This is a genomic window from Solibacillus sp. FSL R7-0668 (genome assembly GCF_038006205.1).
Classification (GTDB): Bacteria; Bacillota; Bacilli; order Bacillales_A; family Planococcaceae; genus Solibacillus.
Map to the genome: position 1 here is coordinate 1,669,507 of NZ_JBBOUU010000001.1, position 16,419 is coordinate 1,685,925.

General features: G+C 38.8%; 19 protein-coding genes and 3 riboswitches. Of the genes, 11 read left to right on the plus strand and 8 right to left on the minus strand.

All coding sequences use genetic code 11. From position 1 onward, the window contains the following. Position 1: 1 nt before the first annotated feature. The gene (locus MKX47_RS08070; RefSeq protein ID WP_340772800.1) at positions 2 to 745 is read right to left on the minus strand and encodes an energy-coupling factor ABC transporter permease; all 744 of its coding nucleotides are present in this window, start codon (positions 743 to 745) and stop codon (positions 2 to 4) included. Between the two features lie 124 nt (positions 746 to 869). Next, a riboswitch (cobalamin riboswitch) is annotated at positions 870 to 1,046 on the minus strand. A gap of 216 nt (positions 1,047 to 1,262) precedes the next feature. After that, positions 1,263 to 1,446: riboswitch (cobalamin riboswitch) on the plus strand. A gap of 139 nt (positions 1,447 to 1,585) precedes the next feature. Between MKX47_RS08070 and cobI the strand changes: the two genes are divergently transcribed. From cobI to MKX47_RS08115, 9 genes are read left to right on the plus strand one after another with little or no spacing between them, the layout of a single operon-like run. Then, a complete protein-coding gene (gene cobI, locus MKX47_RS08075; RefSeq protein WP_340772802.1) occupies positions 1,586 to 2,290 on the plus strand; it encodes a precorrin-2 C(20)-methyltransferase in 705 nt (234 codons plus the stop codon). A 25-nt stretch (positions 2,291 to 2,315) separates the two neighbouring features. Beyond that, the gene (locus tag MKX47_RS08080; RefSeq protein WP_340772804.1) at positions 2,316 to 2,948 is read left to right on the plus strand and encodes a precorrin-2 dehydrogenase/sirohydrochlorin ferrochelatase family protein; all 633 of its coding nucleotides are present in this window, start codon (positions 2,316 to 2,318) and stop codon (positions 2,946 to 2,948) included. Continuing rightward, the gene (gene cobA, locus MKX47_RS08085) at positions 2,945 to 3,703 is read left to right on the plus strand and encodes a uroporphyrinogen-III C-methyltransferase (protein ID WP_340772806.1); all 759 of its coding nucleotides are present in this window, start codon (positions 2,945 to 2,947) and stop codon (positions 3,701 to 3,703) included. Before MKX47_RS08080 ends, cobA begins: the two co-directional genes overlap by 4 nt. A gap of 18 nt (positions 3,704 to 3,721) precedes the next feature. Beyond that, a complete protein-coding gene (locus tag MKX47_RS08090) occupies positions 3,722 to 4,558 on the plus strand; it encodes a class I SAM-dependent methyltransferase (RefSeq protein ID WP_340772809.1) in 837 nt (278 codons plus the stop codon). Then, entirely contained in the window at positions 4,551 to 5,591 is a 1,041-nt protein-coding gene (locus tag MKX47_RS08095; protein WP_340772811.1) for a FecCD family ABC transporter permease, read from the plus strand. The genes MKX47_RS08090 and MKX47_RS08095 overlap by 8 nt, the downstream gene beginning before the upstream one ends. Before the next feature lies 1 nt (position 5,592). Then, complete coding sequence (locus MKX47_RS08100) at positions 5,593 to 6,369, plus strand: ABC transporter ATP-binding protein (RefSeq protein ID WP_340777760.1); 777 nt, start codon at positions 5,593 to 5,595, stop codon at positions 6,367 to 6,369. Position 6,370: 1 nt separating this feature from the next. Next, positions 6,371 to 7,354: an ABC transporter substrate-binding protein gene (locus MKX47_RS08105; protein WP_340772812.1), complete on the plus strand. Its 984-nt coding sequence runs from the start codon at positions 6,371 to 6,373 to the stop codon at positions 7,352 to 7,354. An 18-nt stretch (positions 7,355 to 7,372) separates the two neighbouring features. Continuing rightward, on the plus strand, positions 7,373 to 8,065 hold the full coding sequence (locus MKX47_RS08110) for a sulfite reductase (RefSeq protein ID WP_340772814.1): 693 nt from the start codon (positions 7,373 to 7,375) through the stop codon (positions 8,063 to 8,065). Positions 8,066 to 8,078: 13 nt separating this feature from the next. Beyond that, positions 8,079 to 9,275 (plus strand): CbiX/SirB N-terminal domain-containing protein, encoded by a 1,197-nt coding sequence (locus MKX47_RS08115; RefSeq protein ID WP_340772815.1) that lies wholly within the window; start codon positions 8,079 to 8,081, stop codon positions 9,273 to 9,275. 47 nt (positions 9,276 to 9,322) lie between these two features. Here the strand turns inward: MKX47_RS08115 and nrdF are convergent, their stop codons facing one another. The 6 genes from nrdF to MKX47_RS08145 all read right to left on the minus strand — a co-directional run bounded on the left by nrdF (position 9,323) and on the right by MKX47_RS08145 (position 14,001). Then, on the minus strand, positions 9,323 to 10,285 hold the full coding sequence (gene nrdF, locus MKX47_RS08120; protein ID WP_340772817.1) for a class 1b ribonucleoside-diphosphate reductase subunit beta: 963 nt from the start codon (positions 10,283 to 10,285) through the stop codon (positions 9,323 to 9,325). Next, positions 10,273 to 10,680 (minus strand): hypothetical protein, encoded by a 408-nt coding sequence (locus tag MKX47_RS08125; protein ID WP_340777761.1) that lies wholly within the window; start codon positions 10,678 to 10,680, stop codon positions 10,273 to 10,275. The genes nrdF and MKX47_RS08125 overlap by 13 nt, the downstream gene beginning before the upstream one ends. Before the next feature lie 278 nt (positions 10,681 to 10,958). Continuing rightward, a complete protein-coding gene (locus MKX47_RS08130; RefSeq protein ID WP_340772821.1) occupies positions 10,959 to 12,692 on the minus strand; it encodes a ribonucleoside-diphosphate reductase subunit alpha in 1,734 nt (577 codons plus the stop codon). Positions 12,693 to 12,694: 2 nt separating this feature from the next. Then, the gene (gene nrdI, locus MKX47_RS08135) at positions 12,695 to 13,057 is read right to left on the minus strand and encodes a class Ib ribonucleoside-diphosphate reductase assembly flavoprotein NrdI (RefSeq protein WP_340772823.1); all 363 of its coding nucleotides are present in this window, start codon (positions 13,055 to 13,057) and stop codon (positions 12,695 to 12,697) included. Further along, positions 13,054 to 13,278, minus strand: a complete 225-nt coding sequence (locus MKX47_RS08140; RefSeq protein ID WP_340772826.1) for a glutaredoxin family protein — start codon at positions 13,276 to 13,278, stop codon at positions 13,054 to 13,056. Before MKX47_RS08140 ends, nrdI begins: the two co-directional genes overlap by 4 nt. 141 nt (positions 13,279 to 13,419) lie before the next feature. After that, positions 13,420 to 13,599, minus strand: a riboswitch (cobalamin riboswitch). Between the two features lie 78 nt (positions 13,600 to 13,677). Beyond that, on the minus strand, positions 13,678 to 14,001 hold the full coding sequence (locus tag MKX47_RS08145) for an ATPase (RefSeq protein ID WP_340772827.1): 324 nt from the start codon (positions 13,999 to 14,001) through the stop codon (positions 13,678 to 13,680). 178 nt (positions 14,002 to 14,179) lie between these two features. Here MKX47_RS08145 and MKX47_RS08150 point away from each other — a divergent pair, with 178 nt between their 5' ends. Both MKX47_RS08150 and MKX47_RS08155 read left to right on the plus strand, forming a co-directional pair. Then, positions 14,180 to 15,067: an alpha/beta hydrolase gene (locus tag MKX47_RS08150; protein WP_340772829.1), complete on the plus strand. Its 888-nt coding sequence runs from the start codon at positions 14,180 to 14,182 to the stop codon at positions 15,065 to 15,067. A gap of 22 nt (positions 15,068 to 15,089) precedes the next feature. After that, positions 15,090 to 15,842, plus strand: a complete 753-nt coding sequence (locus MKX47_RS08155; protein WP_340772831.1) for a class I SAM-dependent methyltransferase — start codon at positions 15,090 to 15,092, stop codon at positions 15,840 to 15,842. A 40-nt stretch (positions 15,843 to 15,882) separates the two neighbouring features. On the opposite strand, the gene MKX47_RS08160 is transcribed toward MKX47_RS08155, so the two are convergent. Then, positions 15,883 to 16,281 carry a cobalamin biosynthesis protein CobN gene (locus MKX47_RS08160; protein WP_340772834.1) on the minus strand — a complete coding sequence of 133 codons (399 nt, stop codon included), beginning with the start codon at positions 16,279 to 16,281 and terminating at the stop codon, positions 15,883 to 15,885. Between the last annotated feature and the right edge of the window lie 138 nt (positions 16,282 to 16,419).

Sequence of the window (16,419 nt, forward strand, 5' to 3'; positions counted from 1 at the left end):
ATTAGCTCTCCCTTGCCTTTAAAATACGAAGCTGAACTAATTCCTTCATATTATATTTTTGTAAGAAGTTCATAATCATGACAGTTAATAATCCTTCACTAATGGCTAAAGGAATTTGCGTAAGCGCAAAGATGCTTGCGAATTTTTGGAATGAGCCTAAAATGCCACCAACTTCAGCTGGGAACGCTAATGCTAATTGGACAGAAGTCATGACATAGGTGCCTAAATCACCTAGCATGGCTGCGAAAAATACAGCAACGCTAAAGGATAATCCCCATTTTGTTGCGAGCTTAAAGACCCCTACAGCAATAAATGGACCAACGATCGACATGGAGAAAATATTGGCGCCTAAAGTCGTTAATCCACCATGTGCCAGTAAAATAGATTGGAATAATAAAACGATCGATCCTAAAACACTCATCACAAATGGCCCAAATAAAATCGAGCCTAACCCAACACCAGTAGGGTGAGAGCAGCTTCCCGTTACAGATGGGATTTTTAACGCCGATAAGACGAATGTAAAGGCACCTGATAAGGCAAGTAATAATTTACTTTCTGGATTTTCTTTCACGATGGAACGGATTACGTTTAGACCTTTTACAAGGAATGGTAGGCATAGGGCAAACCAGAAAATGGCCCAGCCAATTGGTAAAAATCCTTCCATAATGTGCATGGCATGTGCTTGCTTTGGCATAAATAATAAAACGACGCCAAAGTAAGCAAGTTTTGGTAAGTATTGCTTCATGTTTTTACTCCTTTTTTCTTATTTGATGAAAAAAAGTGCATAAAAAAATACACTTTTAAGAGTAAAAGTGCATCACAAAAAAGCAAGCGGTTTAGCTTGTTTCACGCACCTATCCTCGTAGGGTTGAATAACTTAATTGTTGGCAGGTCTCCTGACTTCTCTTCAACGTAGTACATGTCTTCCCGCATAAAAATGCAGTGACGTATTATGTAATACTCCAAGTTACAGTTGCGGGACAGCACCGGATTTGCACCGGTTTCCCTATTAAGCTCGTAAAAGCACCAAAAATCATTCAATTTTCACCATGTGAAGAAAATAGTATCACTTGTTTTTTTATTTGTCATCATTATTTTTTTGAATTCTCTAAAAAAGAAGTTTTTGTCGAGAAATATGTAAACTAATTTGTCGTTCATGGGGAAAGCTCGCTAGTTTTAACTTCTTTTTCTTTTGAATCGTAATAATTGTTCGGCAATTGTTATTGTCAAAATAATACGAGCATGGTAGAGTAACGTTAACTTCATAATTTTTGTAATAAAGTGCTCTTTTTATAAGAGGTAAAAGGGAAATTAGTAAAAATCTAATGCAGCCCCCGCTACTGTAATAGCTGATGAAATCACAATTAATCACTGTCAAAATGATGGGAAGATGTGATAGTAAAATGACGCTTGAGCCAGGAAACCTGCTTTATTATTGCAACACGACTTTTCGGTGGGAGAAGGACGGCGACCATTACGTTTATTTAGTATTTTTATATACTTATAAGGATGTTTATGCCTATTTCTAGCATTTGCCGGAAATAGGCTTTTTTTTATGAATTTTTTTAAAGAGGAGAAGTAAACAATGACACTAGGAACTTTATACGGAGTAGGCGTTGGCCCGGGGGATCCCGAATTAGTAACAATTAAAGCTTTTCGAAAATTAAAGGAATGTCCTGTAATTGCATACCCGAAAAAAATGCGCGGTAGTAAATCTTATGCCCAAAAAATTATTGACCTCTATGTAGACCCACAGCAAAAAATCATGCTAGGGCTCGTATTTCCAATGACGAAGGATGAGGACACCTTACAGCAGGAATGGGCCAAATCGGTCGAACAAATTTATGCCTATTTACAGGAAGGTAAGGATGTAGCCTTTGTTACAGAGGGGGATCCAATGCTATTTAGTACATATATTCATTTGATGAAATTAATGAAAGCACAGCATCCAGATGTACCGATGCAATCCGTTGCAGGTATTTCTTCATTTAATGGAACAGCGAATCGCCTTCATATTCCGTTAGCAGATGGCGATGATCATGTGGCAATGATTCCCGCAACGACGAATAAAGAAGAGATGCGTAAAGTGCTTGAAACGCATGATGGCATCGTATTTATTAAAATCGCGAAGGTATTAGATCAAATGCTAGATTTGCTGGAAGAAATGAATTTAATAAAAAATACCCATGTTGTGACAAAGGTGACGTCCGATGAAGAAGTAATTTGGGATGTTGAAAACTTACGCGGCACGGATTTGAACTATTTATCTTGTATGATTGTTCGCAAATAATCGTAACAACTTAGGAGGACTGAAGATGAGTTATTTCCCTGTTATGCTCAATGTCGATTATAAAAAAATCGTCGTTGTTGGTGGGGGGCATGTGGCGACACAAAAAATAGAGAGCTTACTGGCGACAAAAGCGGTCATTACCGTAATTAGCCCAATGCTAACAGCGACTTTGCAACAATTTGTTCAACAAGGTGTCATAAATTGGCGTGATAAATATTTCGAGCCAGCTGACTTAGATGATGCGATGATCATTTTTGCTACAACAAATGATGAGGCAGTCAATGATCAAATCGAACAGGCCACCCAGCATTGGCAATTGTTCACGCGCGCGGATGTCAATGGACGAATGGATTTTATAAGCCCGGCTGTTGTCCGCCGTGGTGATTTTGTACTTACCGTATCCACTTCTGGAGCAAGCCCAGCCTTTACCCGACAAGTAAAACAGCAATTAAGTGAGCAATTTGATTCAAGCTATGAAAATTATGTTGCTTTTTTAAAGCGTGGAAGACAAACCATCTTAGCTCGATTCGAAGGGGAAGACAAGCGTCGTGCATTAGCAGCCCTTTTGGAGCCACAAGTATTACAGTGGGTGCAGCAAGAGCAGTTGGAACGCTGTGAGGAATTTTTACAACAATTAGTAGAGGGTGAATCAATGTGAACGGCTTTGTATATATCGTTGGTGCGGGTCCAGGAGATCCGAAATTACTAACCATTCGTGCGCTCGAATGCATTCAGTTGGCGGATGTGATTTTATATGATCGTCTCGTCAATCCGGTCATTTTACAGCATGCCAAAAAAGATGCCGAGTTAATTTATTGTGGCAAAGAACCTGGAAAGCACGCGCTTATTCAGCAAGAAATTAACGAAGCGCTTGTAAGTCATGCGAAAGGAAATAAGCAAGTCGTCCGTTTAAAGGGGGGCGATCCGTTTGTTTTTGGTCGTGGCGCTGAGGAAGCACTGTATTTAAAGGAGCGTGATGTGTTATTTGAAATCGTCCCGGGGATTTCGGCGGGTATTGCAGCACCTGCCTATTCTGGTATTCCAGTGACGCATCGTGATTATTCAAACAGCTTTGCCATCGTGACGGGGCATGGACGTGAGGAAAAGGGCCAGGATTATTTACATTGGAATGCGTTAGCACAAATCGATACAATCGCCTTTTATATGGGGGTTGGGAATATTGAACTCATTACCGAAAAGCTCATCGCACATGGCAAATCAGCACAAACCCCGGTTGCCGTAATTGAATGGGGAACAACCGATCATCAGCGTACGGTCACAGGCCAGCTTGCTACAATACGCGAGCAAATAGCCGCGACGCAAATTACAAATCCCGCAATGATTTTAGTCGGCGAGGTTGTGCAATTACACGATCAAATTGCTTGGTTTCAAGAAAATAAAACGTTTTCCTAATGAAAGGAGATTCATTAGATGAAGGAATCCCCACTAACAATCGATTTTGAACAGCAATGGAAAGCAGGTATGCATGATTGGCATGGCAAGATGCCAGAACGAATGATCAATGACGATTTAGAAGAAGCATTTTGGGCGCAATCGATGCAAAAGAAAACGTATAAGCAAACCGACGCCCATACCAAACAAATTTATGACAAAATGAAGCGCCATATCCCAGAAAAGGCTAGCTGCATCGAGATTGGACCAGGTTGGGGTAACTATACATTTTCCTTACAAGAGGATGTTGAGAAATTAACATTAGTAGATGGCTCAAAAAGCGTGCTCCATTATTTACAACAGTATTTCGTTGAAGAAGAAAGGGTACAGTTTGTCCATGCAAAATGGGAAGAAGCCGTGCTGGAGCCACATGATGTAGTCATTGGTGTGAATTGCTATTATCGCATGTATGAAATGAATGAAACGCTTTTAAAAATGAATGCCCTCGCGAAAAAGCGTGCGATTATTGGACTAACAACAGGACCGATTCAGCCACATTACGAGGTACTACACAAAACATTTGGCTATGAAATCAAATACCCTCGTCGTGATTATATTCAAATCGTCAATATGCTCTACCAGCTTGGGATTTATGCTGATTGTGAAATGCTAAAGCTGGAGCGAATATATCGCTACGAAAATGAGGACGCGTTATACGCTGCGCAGAGTAAAAAAATACTGAATGAGCATTTTGATATCGAGCATGTAAAGGCTGCCTTAGCACCATTTATAAAAAAACAGAACGGTATGATCGAGTACCGTCACATATTTTATGCGGCGATTATTAGCTGGGAGCCGCTAGAAATTCATGAGTAAAAGAAAAATTTATGTATATTTATTGCTTTTTAGTATAATCCTCGCAATTTCTATGATTGGAGGCATTTTAGTTGGTTCTGTAGGGATTACGCAGTCACTTATTTTTGATGTATTGTTTTATAAACTAGGATTCACTAATAATGTATTTGCATCAAATGCACAGCAAATTATTATTTGGGAAATTCGGACACCACGCGTTATTTTAGCAGCCATTGTCGGTGCGGCATTAGCTATTTGTGGAGCCGCTGTTCAAGCATTGGTAAAAAATTCAATTGCCGATCCTTACATTTTAGGGGTTTCATCGGGTGCCTCTGTTGGAGCGACTGCAGTGATTTTATTAGGCATGTTCAGCTTTTTAGGTGTCTATGCTTTATCTTTTGCAGCTTTTGTAGGTGCAATTATAGCGGTGTCGTTAGTGTTTTTATTAGCACGTGTGAATGGGCGAACATCTGTCATACGGCTTTTATTAGCAGGGATTGCGATTTCAATGGTTTTTAGTGCAGTAACTAATTTTATTTTAATGATGTCGAAGGAGCAAGGGGGCATTCAGGCAGTGATGCATTGGATGCTCGGCAGTTTAGCTGGTGCAAAATGGTCTAATTTAGTGATTCCAAGTATTGTTTTAGTCGTTGTTTTTATTTTGTTATGGAGTAATTATCGCCAATTAAACGCGTTATTACTAGGAGAAGAAACGGCTAATACTATGGGGATAAATGTCGAGTATTTTAGGATTTTTATTATTATTACGGTTTCGTTACTAACAGGCGTTGTAGTAGCAGTTAGTGGAAGCATCGGTTTCGTTGGGTTAGTTGTTCCCCATATTGTAAGGATGGCGGTTGGCTCGAACTATAAAGTTGTTTTACCGTTTAGTGCATTGTTAGGAGCCATATTTATTGTGTGGGCAGATGTAGGGGCTCGAGTATTTATTGCACCAGAAGAAATGCCTATTGGAATATTAACAGCGCTATGTGGCGGACCATTTTTCATTTGGATGTTACGACGACAAAGATATACGTTCGGAGAGGGTGATTAAGCTGTTAAAACTAGATAACATTGAATTTTCCGTTCAAGAAAAGGAAATTCTACGTCACATTTCCCTTGAGATAGCAGCGGGTCAGTTTGTCGGAATAATTGGTCCAAATGGTAGTGGTAAATCGACAATGTTAAAAATAATTTATCGGCATTTTAAACAAACAGCGGGCATAATTACACTGCATGAAAATGAAATATGGGATATTTCAGCGAAGAAATTTGCACAAAAAATGGCGGTTGTTAGTCAAGAATCCACATTACTGTTTGATTTCACTGTAAGAGATTTAGTGTTGATGGGGCGCACACCTTATAAAAAATGGCTTTCAACCGATAAGGCAGAGGATTTTTCGATTGTCGAAGAATGCATGCAGCTTGCAGATATTAGCCACTTAGAGAATCGAACACTACAGGAATTATCGGGGGGCGAAAAGAAAAGAGTTATGTTGGCTCGTGCGCTTGCACAACAGGCAGATATTTTAGTTCTAGATGAGCCTACAAACCATTTAGATGTAGAGCATCAATTACAGCTAATGGAGCTCGTGAAAAATTTACCGATCACCATCATTGCTGCCTTACATGATTTAAATTTAGCAGCAGCATATTGTGATGAACTGCTTGTAATGAAAAATGGAATATTAGTGGCACAAGGCCCCCCAGATAAGTTATTAACTGTGGCATTATTAGGGGATGTGTTTTCTGTTAAAGCGGGTATTTCAAAAAATCCGTATACAGAAAAATTACATATATTTTTTATCAATCACAATAATGGAGTATTATAGAATGAAATTTACAAAAAAGAGAATTGTAGCAACAATAGCGTTATTGGCATTGATGGTATTAACCGCATGTAATAATGAAAAAGAAATTAAGGAATCGAGTGCAGAAGAACCAGTACAACAAGAGGCGGTCACAATTGAAAACGAAGGTGTGACAACGGTTTATGAGCAAGCACCAACAAAAGCGATTTCACTAAATCAACATGTAACGGAAATTATGTTAGCGCTTGGCTTAGAAGATTCGATGGTAGGAACAGCTTTCTTAGATAATGAAATTTATGCACCTTTGCAAGAAGCGTATGAACAAGTTCCTGTTTTAGCAGAAGGCTATCCTTCTAAAGAACAAGTGATTTCAGCAGAAGCTGATTTTTTATATGGTGGATGGGCAAGTGCATTTAATGAAAAAAATATTGCAACTCGTGATGAGCTTGAAACATTAGGCATTAACAGCTATCTACAATCTTCTTCTGTTAAAGTAGCGCCAACATTAGAGGATGTGCAACAGGATATTACAAATATCGCTAAAATTTTCCGAGTAGAAGAGCGCGGCCAACAATTAATTAATGAAATGAATCAAGAGATTGAAGCGATTCAAGTAAAAATCCCAGAAGCAGAAAAGCCATTAGAAGTATTAGTTTTTGATAGTGGCGAAACGGATATTTTTACTGCAACACAAAATTTCATGAATACACTCGTAACAATGGCAGGAGCTCATAATATTTTTGGTGACATTGAAGACAATTGGGCAACAGTTTCAAAAGAAGATACTGTGGACCGCGCACCAGATGCAATTGTAATTATTGATTATGGTTCAACAACAGCTGAAGAAAAAATTGCTTTTTTGAAAGATGATCCTGCACTGAGTCAATTACCAGCCGTTAAAAATGAACATTTTGTTATTTTACCTTTATCTGCAGCATCAGAAGGAGTTCGTGTAGCAGAGGCATTAGAAATTTTAGTAAAAGGCTTATATCCAGAGGCGTACTAAACTGAAGGAGCAGTTGTGATGAGACAAAAACAATTTGAACAAAATTTTGAAAAGGCAATGGCATTGCCAATGCCAACAAAAACATTTGCGAAGTTAAATGTAGAAAAGGAATTTGTCTCATTAACGATTCGTCCAGGTCTTATTAATAAGCATTTGACACAAGATCAATTAATCGCACTAAGTAGACTTGCATCCCACGGCGCAGTGAAATATTCGGCTGACCATGGGTTTATTGTATCAGTACATCAAGATTTTTTAGAAGAGGCATTAGAAAAATTGACAGTTGTGGGTTTATATGCTGTAAATCCGCAGCCTAGTGCCGTAGTGAAATGCTGTGATTTTTGTGATGGTGAACGATTAGAGGCACTTTCAATAACGGAAAAGTTTCTACAGGAAATTGAACAATTTCCATTGAAAAAACGAATTCGAATAGGTTTAAATGCGTGTACATCTGCTTGTTATAATGCTGTACGTGATGATATTGCCCTTATTTATCATGATGGAAAATTCGATCTTTATGCAGGGGCTATTCAAATGGGGAGAAGAGCAAATTCAGGTGAATTATTAGTGAAAAAAATTGATGACTCTAAAATTATTCAAGTAGTTTACGAACTTTTGCAACTTTTTGAAAGGTCAACGTTCAAAGAATTTCATGGCTTTATTAGAAAAGAAAAGCTGAATATTCAACAAACGCTGGCACAATTATTATGAGGTAGGTAAAAAAATGACAACTTGGAACTTAACAAACATGCAGCGCCATCTTTTGATTTGTAATGGTGCAACTTGCATGGGGGCGGGCGCAGAGGAAGTAACTAAACAAATCCGTGATGAAATTCGTCAACATCGTCTGGATGAGCGCATTCATACATCGCGTACACGCTGTAATGGGCGTTGTAAAGATAAATGTGTCGTTATCGATTATCCAAAGGGGAGTTGGTATTCTGTACAACAAGAGCAAACAGCACGTGCCATTGTCCATGAAAATGTAGAAGAAGAAGCGATTATTTATACGATGCAGGACGGCGAACGAAAACGACCAGACAATCGTATTAAAGGCATCGAAAAATATAGAAAGGAGAAGGGGGCTGTGAAGAAAGCAATTCTTTTTGTGGGACATGGAAGTAGATTAGAAGCTGGAAACGAGGAAGTACGTCAATTTATTCAGCAAATGAGACTGATGATTGATGCATCGTTACTTGTTGAAACTTGCTTTTTAGAATTTGCCTCACCGAATATTGAAGATGGTATTCAAAACTGTATCGAACAGGGTGCGGATGAAGTGCATGTTATTCCGATCATTTTACTACATGCAGGTCACTCAAAAATGCATATTCCTGCAGAAATTGAGCATGCAAAAGAGCATTTCCCAGATATTCGTTTTACATATGGACAAACAATTGGCATCCACGACGAGATTTTTGAAATATTAAAATCACGTTTATCTGAAATTGGCTTTAATCCTGATGAAAAGCATGAAGACACGGCAATTTTATTAATCGCGCGTGGCGGTAGTGACCCATATGCGAACGGCGATTTTTATAAAATTACGCGTTTACTGTGGGAACAACTCGATGTTCCGATTGTGGAAAGTGCCTTTATGGGGGTTACAACGCCTACAGTGGAACAGGGGATTAAACGCTGTGTTAAATTAGGTGCGAAAAAAATTATTATGCTGCCATATTTCCTATTTACGGGAATTTTAATGGAGCGCATGCATAAAATGGCCAACCAATTGACGGAGCAATATTCAGATGTAACCATTGATATTGCTGGTTATTTTGGCTATCATGATAAACTGAAAACGGTGCTGTTAGAACGTATGGAACAAGCGCTTGATGGCACATCTACAGGCATGCAAGATTTAGAAAACTTTAGAATGTATGCGCAAGAGCATGGCTATGAGCATCATCACCATCATTAAACGAAAGAAGCAACTGTCCAATTTAGGAGACAGTTGCTTTGTTGCGTTTAAAATTTAAATGTATCATCAGTAATCGGTGCTACTTTTGCGATAGCATAGGTAGCGCCTTTTTGACTGAAAAAATCATAGGTAGAGCCTGTATTCGAAATCCCGTTCATGACAACCGGATTTACTTCCTCCTCAGGGAACATCGTCTCAAAGCCTAAGTTCATCAGTGCTTTATTGGCATTGTAGCGCACGTATTTTTTTACTTCTGGGGAAAGACCTGTTTCGGCATAAAGGTCTTCAGTGTACTTCATTTCATTTTGGTAAAGATCCAGTAAATATTCATAGCCCCATAGTGTTAACTCTTGCTGTTTTTCTGCAGAAAACGTTTTGAAAATGTTTTGTGCGAAAAAGCCAACTGCTACACCGTGAATTGATTCGTCGCGTAATATAAGTGAAATCACTTCAGCAGAGTTACGTAACGTTCCTTGCCCGCCTAAGTATAACGGGTAGAAAAAGCCAGAGTAAAATAGGAAACTTTCGAGCATTACGGAAGCAAACATCGCTTTCCATAAGCTTTCTGAATCATCTTCTTTGATCGCTTTATAAACATCCCCAATTCGGTTTGCTTTATATTGAAGAAACTCATTTTTTTGTACCCACTCGAAAATTTCATCGATTTCCGTGTTCGTACAAAGTGTGGTGAAAATGTACGAATACGATTTGGCATGGATGGCTTCGAATGCGCCAAATACAGTTAGAACGGCCTTTTCTTGAAGGTCAGGTGTGAATTTGGCAATTTCGTTCATGCCAATATTTGTTTGAACGGTATCGAGTAAAGTTAAACCACCAAACACCTTCTTGTACGTATCCTGATGTTCGAATTCCTTCCATTGCTTGACATCCTTGCTGACTGCAATTTCTTCTGGGAACCAAATTTGTTTCCATTGCTGATCCCAAAAAATGCGTGCCAACTCACTTGTAGGCTTGTTCCAGTTGACGGCTTGGTAAGTTAAATTTGACATGCGACACACTCCTCAATTGTCAGTAAACGTTGACGAACATAATACACTGATTTTATACCCTTCATCCAAGCATAAATATACACCTTTGCGAGCTGCTCAGTGTTCCATTGATCGGTTACGTATAACGTCATCGAGATACCTTGGTCGACATGCTGCTGCGCGGCTGCGTATAAATCAATCAGCTCATACGGATTGACGTCATAGGCCTCTGTATACAGTTCCTTGTTGTCATTCGTTAAAAATGGCATCGGATAAATCGTTCGTGAGTCTGCATAGTCACGTACCTCAACGCGTTCTGTAATCGGTGCAAGTGAAGCAGTGCAAGATCTTATATATGAAATACTACCAGTCCTTGATACCCTCAGTTTCCTGATATTTTGTAGGGAGTAGACTATACAATATAGGTAATGGCTTTTTACCTATCAAGTATTATAGTCGTTGAACCTTCACCATTTGATAGGTGCTTGGCTGCTGATTACCGATTCGATAAGCACTTAGGACATAGGATTTCAACTATGCTTTTTTTCACCTTATGCTATCCAAAAAATTTTTTCTGCTTTCGCCACATTCACGCATATCGTTTCCGATTACGTTGTAGTTTTTTTGGCTTTACGGCTTCCCAGCAATTTAACTTGTTTTGACACTGTTTTACAACAATGAAAGCCCTAGTTTGTTAAGGCGCAATGGCTAGTCGGTAGCTATGGAACAAGCCATATTTTTGTACATCCTCTTTTAACGCCTGCCACATTTTATTTGTAATGATTGGCGTTGACCCTAATGCACCTAAAACGATTGCATCAAGCTCGACTGTTTCTTTATTCATATATTTTTCAAAGTAAGCGCCTGAAGCATATTCGCTATCCTCATAGCGATAGAATGTTTCCTTCTTCTCTTTTGCGATTTCCATCGAAGCTTTTACCGAATAATAATTCAATGCTTCCATAAAGGCATCAACAAATGCAATGGATTCCTTTGAACCGTAGCGAATCCCGCTGCTTACTAAGTGCCCGTGCAAATTCATCACACCAAGTCCAACCGAGTGCATTACCTTATTGGCCTTTGAAACGGAAGGGACGTTGATGATATCAGTCATCGTCGATACATTCGTTAACAAGCGCATCGCTGTTTGCACTAATTGTTCAAAGCTTTGTACCTTTGTTGCCTCGTGAATATCAATGGAGCCGAGATTACAGGAAACATCTAGACCATATTCATTTGGCTGGTTTTGATCGGTAATGACGCTCGTTTGCTGATACTGAAGAATTTCCGTGCATAAATTTGACATTTTCACGCGCCCGATATTTTTCAATGCATGATGATTATTAACATTATCATCCAGTATTTCGAAAGGATAGCCGGATTCAAATTGGGCTTTTTTCACTTCGGTATATAATTTTCGTGCATTAATACGCTTGAGCTTGCGAATATTTGGATTATCCAATAATTCGTAATACATTTCAGACAACGAAATTTCAGACATGCGCTTCCCGTATTCTTTGTAAATATCGTAGGAACTAAATAGTACGATGTCTTTATCCCGGCGCATTAGTTCAAAGAAAATATCGGGTATAATAATGCCGGTAGAAAGGGTCGCTAAACGAATTTTGTCGTCGGCATTTGGCTTTTTCGATGAGATAAAGCTTTCAATATCCCCATGGAAAATATTCAAATAAACAACGCCTGAGCCATTACGCTGCCCAAGCTGATTCGAATAACTGAAGGAGTTTTCTAATAATTTGGCGACGGGCATAACCCCGCTAGCACGATTTAATATCCCTTTAATCGGATCACCGAGTGGACGTAAATCCGTTAAATTCACTCCAACACCGCCACCTAATCGAGATAGCTCCAAGCAGTAGCCGATATTTTCAGCGATTGAGTTCATCGTGTCATCCATCGTTAATTTAAAGCAGGAAACGAGCTCACCACGTGCTTTTTTCCCACTGTTTAGGGCAGTAGGGGTAGCAGGCTGGTAGGCAGTCATAATAGCTTCAATCGCCTGTTCGGCTAATGCTTCGTCACCTTGTGCAAGGTAGAGCGCAATAATAACAATGCGGTCTTCATATTTTTCTAAAATTTCTTTGCCATCACGGCTTTTCATCGCATAGCTATCATAAAATTTAGATGCACTCATAAATGAAGGGAAGCGGAATTTATAGGCATACGCCTTTTTGTACATACGCTTTATGAAATCCATAGCGTACAGCTCGATAAATTCCTTTTCATAGTAGCCTTCATCTACTAGGTAGCGTACTTTTTCTTCAATATCAATAAAATAGCGGAGACGGACATTGATCTCCTCTAAAAAGTAACGGCGTGTCGCGTCCTTATCCTTTTGTAAATCGATTTCACCTGTCGCGCGGTAGCGGTTAAGGATATCGTTATTAAGCGTTAAATAGTGTTTCATCATCAAGCCTCATTCCAAATGGAGTTATAAAATTGCTTTATTTGCTCATAATCGGCAGTCGTTCCTCGTAAATCTAGCTTTGCGATTAGTGGGAGCTCATAATAATTTGCTAATAGATCACCGGCACGGCCAAACATCGAATGACCAAAATTGCGATTGCCACTGACAATAATGCCTTTACAAAGCATGTGGTGCTGCTGCATATAGTCTTCTACGACAGCGGGAATCGAGCCTAGCCCATCTGTATAGGTGAATAGTAAAAATGGCTTCGTAATGGATGTAGCTTGTTCAATGGGAGTAGACGGTAAACCAAGTTTTCCAATCACACTCTGAACATTGCCCGTGCGCGTAGCATAAACAATCATGCGCTGAATTCTGAAATACGATTCATAATGGAAGGAGTCTCCGCATACCATTCACTATCAATTTCCAGCACAGGAACCGATAAAAAACCTGCCTCCAAAATTGCTTGTTTTGCTGCTTCATTATGGTCGATGTTAATGATCTCGACTTGTAAGTTTGCCGCATCCAATTCAGATTTTACCCATAAGCACTTTGGGCAGATTGTTTTTGTGTAAAGTTTCATAATAAAATCCCTCGTTATACATGTATTTATTGTGCACGCCATTTGATTTTGGGCAAAGAAAAAAGCCATCCGGTTAAAGGATAGCTTGAAATGGAAACAAAAATAGAGCTTTCGTCTCCATTTCCTATTCCCCGAAGAAATGTACGTGAATTTAGCGCGGCAGGTCTCCTGGCTTTGCGTCATCCGTCAGACACCTTCCCATGCATAAGCACAGTGGCAAACGTCTTCAGTCAGCATTTACAGTTGCGGGGACAGCGTTGGTTTTGCACCAAACTTCCCTATTAAACTACATTTAGTAGTACCGCGATAAATCAACACAATATCTAGTTATGAATATGAGTATAAGTGTTCGTATATAAAAAGTAAAGAGGAGATTTTAAAGTCGGACAACTGAAATGACTAAACAGATTTCTTTTCTTCCTGCCATTTCACATAATTGTAGTAAGCCTGCACGACGCAAAGTAGCACAACAAAAATAACGTAGCCGATAAATAGGGGCGTTAAGCCAAATAAAAAATACATAAATACAATCACCAAAAGTAAAAACGGAATTGAATAAATGGTGCGCCAAAATTTTCGACGGTAGGATAATGCAAAATAAGCCAATTTCTTTCCCTTGTCAACTTTTGGCTTGTTTTGATAATACTTTTTTAAGCCGAAAAATAAAAGCGAAATAATGGTCAAATTGATCAATAGGCTTACCCAAAAAACAGAATTACCCAACAAAGAAGTCCACCTCTATTAGAATAAAATTTTCGATATCCTGTATAATTATAACAATTAATAGAGGTGTGCAAAGTTGTGCCTCACTGAATGATACAACGTGTACAAGATGCATATGTTGTAAGACAAATGATTTTGGGTAATGTACCACAAATAAACTCGAATGAGGTGTCGAATTATGCGTAGCTGGCAAAGTGTAGCGTTTGAAAAGTTTTTATTGGTGCGAGGAACGAAGAGAAAGTTTCAAAATTCCAGATTAATGGATGAATATATAGCAAGTAAATATAATGAAGTACCATATCAATTAGATGAAACATTTCGATTAAAGAATGATATTTTGAAAAATGAAATCAATGGGATGCGCTTTTATACAATTAACGAACAGCGCAAACCGAAAAAGGTGATTTATTATTTTCACGGAGGCGCTTATATAAATGATCCGTTAAGCTTCCATTGGCGCTATTTAATAAAGCTTGCTAAGGCTACTGAGTTTACAATTGTCGTGCCCATTTATCCAAAACTGCCCCGACATACGGTGCTGGAATGCTATGAGGCCATCCATGCATTATATGAGCAATTAGTTGAACAGTATGAGGCGCCATTTATTTTTATGGGAGATTCCGCAGGTGGAGGATTGGCCTTAGGGTTTGCGCAGGATGTCAAGCTACTGAATAAAAAACAGCCCGAGCATATTATTATGCATTCACCGTGGTTAGATGTGACAGGAGTAGATCCACGCTACAAACAGCTTGAAAAACATGATCCGATGTTAGGCATTCAAGGGGCACAAGAGCTCGGTCGTTTGTGGGCAAAGAATGTCGGTATCCACGATTATAAGGTCAGTCCACTAAATGGGGATATACAAGATATTGGAAAACTCACACTATTTGTGGGAACAGGGGAGTTGCTGCTGGTAGACGCACAAATGCTACGTGAAAAAGCAAAGCAGCAATTTGTACCACTCAACTATTTTGAATATAATAAAATGAACCATGTTTTCCCAGTATTCCCGGTTCCAGAGGCAAAAAAAGCGTTTAAAGAGCTGTTGAATATCATTCAAACATAAGATTGGGTAGGAGGCATGAACGATGAAACATACAGAAAAATTTACAGGAAAAGCACAGCAATACGATCAAGGTCGCCCCTCGTATGCAGCAGAATTAATCGATGCATTCTATCAAAATGGCTATATAACACCACATTCCATCATTGCTGATATCGGAGCAGGTACTGGCAAATTCACGGAGCAACTATTGAAGAAGGGGAATTTGGTATTTGCCGTAGAGCCGAACAACGATATGCGCAAAGTGTTAACGGAGCGGATTCCGTATTTTTACAACGTGAAAATAGTAAATGGAACATGTGAAGCGACAACATTACAGGATTGCTCAGTAGATGTTATCACCGTCGCACAAGCCTTTCATTGGTTTGATGTTGAAAAATTTAAACAAGAAAGTAAGCGCATTTTAAAGCCAAATGGTCACGTTCTATTAATTTGGAATATGCGTGATGAAGCGTCACCTGTTAATCAGGAGACGTATCGGATTTTTCAAAAGTATTGTAAGAACTTTACGGGATTTAGCGGGGACATTCAACAAAACGATGAGCAATTTTCAGCGTTCTTTGAGGGTGAGTTCATAGTTAAAAGTTTTTCAAACCCACTCCATTATTCAAAGGAGGACTTTATCGCACGCTGTTTATCTGCATCGTATTCGTTGAAGCAAGGCGACGAAAACTTTGAAGCGTATTTGCAGGAGTTAATGGATTTATATAATCGGTTTAAAGTAAATGAGGTATTTGAAGTCCCAAATCATAGTGTTGCTTATATTGGAAAATTATAAGTAAAGGCATGCGTAGTGAATGATGATTCCTACGCATGGCTTATTTTTTTATCGATATTTCTGTGACAATTTTCGTTACTGGCAAATAAGTAATTTCACAATAATAAGTGCCATCTGCAATATTTTTGTAGCGCACCGATTTAATAGAGTATGTCTTGTTCTCGATTGTCACTTTTGTTGTATCTATGCTATTTCCGCCCCCTCTAACAAACTCGAGCGTACAAGCACCTGCAGTTGACTTCGTTTGCTCGGTTTTTAAATAATAAAAGTCAATGCTATAAATACTAGCAACAATAAATGTAAATATCATTAGTACTCCAAGCATTATAACAGGCATCTTATTTTGATTTTTTGATTGTAAGGTTTTAATCCAAACAAAAAGCACTATGAAAAACAAAAGTACAAAAACGATGAGTCCACTATAATAACCAAGTAACATAATCGCCGCCCCCTTAGTCGATAATAATTATACGGATTAATAATGAAGAATGTTTCGATGAATTGTGAATTTTATGTATTTTCTGTTGCAACTATAATTTTTTTGCTGTATAGTCTCTAGTTAATTGAAAGGGGAAGA